The organism is Allobosea sp. (genome assembly GCF_030694325.1).
In the GTDB taxonomy this organism is placed as follows: Bacteria; Pseudomonadota; Alphaproteobacteria; order Rhizobiales; family Beijerinckiaceae; genus Allobosea.
In genome coordinates, this window is sequence record NZ_JAUXYO010000055.1 from 1 (window position 1) to 4,392 (window position 4,392).

The window sequence follows — 4,392 nt, forward strand, 5'->3', positions numbered from 1 at the left end:
GCGAGGCGCTGGTCGCCGCCGGCGGCCATGCGGCGGAGAGCGCCGCGGCTGCGGCCGCGGGCGCCGAGGCGATGGTCCTGATGGTCGTCAATGCGGCCCAAGCCCGTGCCGTGCTGTTCGAGGCCGGGGGGCTGGCGGCGCTGGCGCCCGGCGCGGTGGTGATCCTGATGGCGACCTGCCCGCCGGGCGAGGTCGAGGCGATCGCGGCGCAGGTTACCGCCAGCGGCCGGCGCTTCGTCGATGCGCCGGTGTCGGGCGGCGTGGTCGGCGCCCGCGCCGCGACGCTCTCGATCATGGTCGGGGCGCCCGACGGGACCATGGCGCTGGCGCGCCCGATCCTGGATGCGATGGGCGACAAGGTCTTCCATGTCGGCCAGGCGCCGGGGCAGGGCGCGACGGTCAAGACGGTCAACCAGCTGCTCTGCGGCGTGCATATCGCGGTAGCGGCGGAGGCGCTCTCGCTCGCCGAGAAGGCGGGGATCGACGGCCGCGTGCTCTTCGAGATCATGGGCGGCTCGGCCGCCTCCTCCTGGATGCTGAAGGATCGCGGGCCGCGGATGCACGAGTCGGAGCCGGCGGTGACCAGCGCCGTCGACATCTTCGTCAAGGATCTGTCGATCGTGCTCGATGCCGGCCGGGCGGCGCGCACGGCGCTGCCGCTGGCTGCCGCCGCTCACCAGATGTTCCTGGCGGCGTCGGGGCTGGGCCATGGCGGCCGCGACGATTCGCAGGTGGTGCGTGCCTATCGCGCGCTCAATGCCAAGCCCGCCAACGATGCATGAGCCGTCTGCCCCGGGCTTATCCACGGACCGGGGCGGTCGTGCCGCGGACGACGAGGGCAGGCGTCAGCAAGAGCCGGCGCGGCGCCGCGGCGGGATCGGCGATGCGGCTGATCAGGAACTCAGCCGAAGTGCGCCCCATCTCGTCCTGGAAATTGCGGATCGTCGTCAGGGCCGGGTACCATTGCGCCGCCTCCTGCACGTCGTCGCAGCCGATGATCGAGAAGTCGGGGCCGGCCTCGCGGCCGCGGTGGCGCAGCCCCAGCATGGCCCCGAAGGCGGCGAGATCGTTCATGCAGACGGCTGCCGTCGGCGGATCCTGCGCATCGAGAACCGCCTGGATGCCCTTGGAGCCGTTCTCGCGCGTGCCATGCCCGGGATAGACCAGCGCCGGGTCGACCGGGATGCCGTTGCGCGCGAGGACCTCGCAATAGCCGCGGTAGCGGTTGGCGCCCGTCGAGATCTTCTGGCTCTGGCAGATGAAGGCGATGCGCCGGTGGCCGAGGCCGATGAGATGTTCCATCGCCAGGATGGTGCCGTGGCGGTCGTCGGAGCCGACGAAGTCGAGATCAGGCGTGATCTCCCGCGAGAGCTGGACGATCGGAACACCGGCCGCGATCAGATGGGCGAAGGTTTCCGGCGTCGAGCCGCCGGCGGCGCAGAGGATCATCCCGTCCGGACGGTACTCCTTGAGCGTGTTGAGCACGCGATCCTGCCGCTCCAGGTCCTCGCCATAGGTGCCGAGCAGTATCGAGCGGCCATGGGCCGTGGTGGTTTCCTCGATCGCAGCCAAGAGTTCGGCGAAATAGGGGTTGGTGATGTCGTGGAAGCCGACGCCGAGGATGTTGGTGCGGTCGGTCCGCAGCGAGGCGGCGCTGCGGTTGTAGCTGTAGCCCAGCTCACGCGCCGTCTGCTGGACGCGGGCGCGCGTCGATTCCGCCACCAGCGGCGAGCCGCGCAGCGCGAGCGACACCGTCGCAGTGGAGACCGCGAGCCGGTCGGCGATGATCTGAAGCGTGACGCGACCGCGCGCCACCGACAGCGCGGCCGGGGGCTTGACGGAAGAGCGGGCGCTGACGGGGCCGCTGCTGGTCATGACGCTCTTCTCCGGCGTCGGAAACGCGACCCTGCGACCGGTTCCTGGGCAGGCGCTCCATCATGTCGATCCGTCATTCTCATATAAACAGGAGAAATAGAAGATGACTGCAACCAAAGAATCAGTGGGCTTCATCGGCGTCGGGCTGATGGGGCAGGGCATGGCCCAGAGCCTGCTCAACAAGGGCTTCCCCCTGACCGTGATGGGGCATCGCAATCGCAAGCCGGTCGAGACCCTCGTCGCCGGTGGCGCCAAGGAAGCCAAGACGCCCCGGGAACTGGCCCAGAACGCCAGCATCATCTTCCTGTGCGTGACCGGCTCGGCCCAGGTCGAGGCCGTGGTGAACGGGCCCGACGGCATCGCGGCCGGCGCCAAGCCCGGCACGGTGATCGTCGACTGCTCGACCTCGGACCCGACGGTAACGGTGCGGATCGCTGCGGAACTCGAGGCCAAGGGCCTGCATCTGGCCGATGCACCACTCGGCGGAACCCCGGCCCAGGCCGCGCTCGGGCAGCTCTCGGCGATGGTCGGGACGACGCCGGAGGTGTTCGCGCGGATCAAGCCGGCGATCGAGGCCTGGGCGCAGAAGGTCGTGCATCTCGGCCCGGTCGGAGACGGCCACAAGATGAAGCTTCTGAACAACTTCCTCTCGATGGGCTATGCCGCGATCTATGCCGAGGCGCTGACGCTGGCCGCGAAGATCGACATCACGCCGCAGACCTTCGACAGCGTGCTACGCGGCAGCCGGATGGATTGCGGCTTCTACCAGACCTTCATGCAGTATGTGCTCGAGCGCGACCGCGACGCCCACAAATTCACGCTCGCCAACGCGCTGAAGGACGTGCGCTATCTCGAAAGCGTGGCGAATGCGGCCGGTGTCCCCAACCCGATCGGCAACGCCGTGAAGAACAGCTTCGCCCGCGCGGTCGCGGCCGGCAAGGCCGAGGATTACGTGCCGATGCTGTCGGACTTCATCGCCGCCGAGAACGGCCTGTCTCTGGCCCGCAAAGGCTGAGACCGCCCGTCTCCTATACCGACCCGGTTCCGGCCGGGTCGGCGAGACGGGCCGCGAGGCTTTCGCCGAGGCCGGTGCTGGCGATCCCCGCGGGAAAGGCGAGATCTCCGTGCCGCGGCTTCTCGGGCGGGTCCCGCAGGGCCGCCAGGACGGCGGCGAGACCGGCCTCGACCGAGCAGATGACAGGCATGTCGAGATGGGGCGCGATGCGCGCCGCGAGGCCGGCCAGTCCCGCGCCGCCGAGAGTGACGGTGCCGGCGCCGTGACGCGCCGCGGCGTCGCGGCAGGCCTGCGCCAGCAGTTCGACGGCCCCGTCGGGGTCGCGCGCGATCTCCGCCCCCGTCGGGGCGACGGTCTCGATGCCGGCGAGCCGGTCTCCCAGACCGAGCGTGCCGACGAATTCCCGCAGCATCGGCCCCCAGCGCTCGCCGCCGGTGACGATGGCGAAGCGCTCGGCGCGTTCGGCCGCCGCGATGCAACTCGCCTCTGCCATGCCGATCACGGGGATGGGGGCGAGCTCCTTCAGGGCGAGCAGCCCGGGATCCCCGAAGCAGGCGAGATACACCGCGTCGCAATCGCCGCCATGCTCGGCGAAGGCGTCGAGCGCGGCATGGCCGGCGATCGCGGCGGCGCTGCGGCTGGCGATGTAGCGCGCGCCGAAGCGGCCGGTGACGGGCTTCAGCGTGACGCCCTGCGGCAGCATCGGCGCCAGCACCCGCACCATCAGCGCGGTCACCTCCGCCGTCGTGTTGGGATTGATCAGCAGGATGCGCACGGCAAGACGTCGTCCATGGAAGGGCGCGTCACTCTCCGCGATCGGGCTCTCCCAAGCAATCCCGGTGTCATATCGGCGATGTTGCGTTGCAACATAAGTGGCTATGATCGCGTTGAGGATCAAAGGCCGTCGTCATGCCGCCGCGGCCGGCGCAGGAGCGCACCATGCCCCGACTGTCGGATACCATCGCCCGCCTCGCCGCCGCCCGCGGCCAGGGACCGGGGCCCGTCGTCCCGTCCCGGCTGACCGAATGGGCCGGGTTCGGCTCCAATCCGGGCGCCTTGCGGGCCCACCGCTATCGACCCGAAGGGCTCGAGCCCGGCGCGCCGCTCGTCGTGGTGCTTCACGGCTGCACGCAGAGCGCGGCGGCCTATGACCTCGGTTCGGGATGGTCCAGCCTCGCCGACCGGCATGGCTTTGCCCTGCTGTTTCCGGAGCAGCAGCGCGCCAACAACGCCAATCTCTGCTTCAACTGGTTCGCCTCCGGCGACATCGCCCGCGGCTCGGGCGAGGCGCTCTCGATCGCGCAGATGATCGAGGGGACGATCACTGGTTACGGGCTCGACCGCCGCCGCGTCTTCATCACCGGCCTGTCGGCGGGCGGGGCGATGGCGGCTGCGATGCTCGCGACCTATCCGGAGCTCTTCGCCGGTGGAGCGATCATCGCCGGGCTGCCTTATGGCAGCGCCTCGGGCGTTCCCGAGGCGCTGGAGCGCATGCGCGGGCA

General features: G+C 70.2%; 5 protein-coding genes. 3 read left to right on the forward strand and 2 right to left on the reverse strand.

Annotation, left to right across the window (positions count from 1 at the left end; translation table 11 throughout):
* The coding region (locus Q8M82_RS03225; protein ID WP_305689942.1) for an NAD(P)-dependent oxidoreductase at window positions 1-782 on the forward strand (782 nt) is incomplete at its 5' end.
* Between the two features lie 16 nt (window positions 783-798).
* Here Q8M82_RS03225 and Q8M82_RS03230 read toward each other — a convergent pair.
* Window positions 799-1,875: a LacI family DNA-binding transcriptional regulator gene (locus tag Q8M82_RS03230; RefSeq protein ID WP_305689943.1), complete on the reverse strand. Its 1,077-nt coding sequence runs from the start codon at window positions 1,873-1,875 to the stop codon at window positions 799-801.
* A 103-nt stretch (window positions 1,876-1,978) separates the two neighbouring features.
* On the opposite strand from Q8M82_RS03230, the gene Q8M82_RS03235 reads away from it, so the two are divergent.
* Entirely contained in the window at window positions 1,979-2,890 is a 912-nt protein-coding gene (locus tag Q8M82_RS03235) for an NAD(P)-dependent oxidoreductase (RefSeq protein ID WP_305689944.1), read from the forward strand.
* 13 nt (window positions 2,891-2,903) lie between these two features.
* Here the strand turns inward: Q8M82_RS03235 and Q8M82_RS03240 are convergent, their stop codons facing one another.
* Window positions 2,904-3,665: an aspartate/glutamate racemase family protein gene (locus Q8M82_RS03240; protein ID WP_305689945.1), complete on the reverse strand. Its 762-nt coding sequence runs from the start codon at window positions 3,663-3,665 to the stop codon at window positions 2,904-2,906.
* Between the two features lie 164 nt (window positions 3,666-3,829).
* On the opposite strand from Q8M82_RS03240, the gene Q8M82_RS03245 reads away from it, so the two are divergent.
* On the forward strand, window positions 3,830-4,392 hold a 563-nt coding region (locus Q8M82_RS03245; protein WP_305689946.1), incomplete at its 3' end, for an extracellular catalytic domain type 1 short-chain-length polyhydroxyalkanoate depolymerase.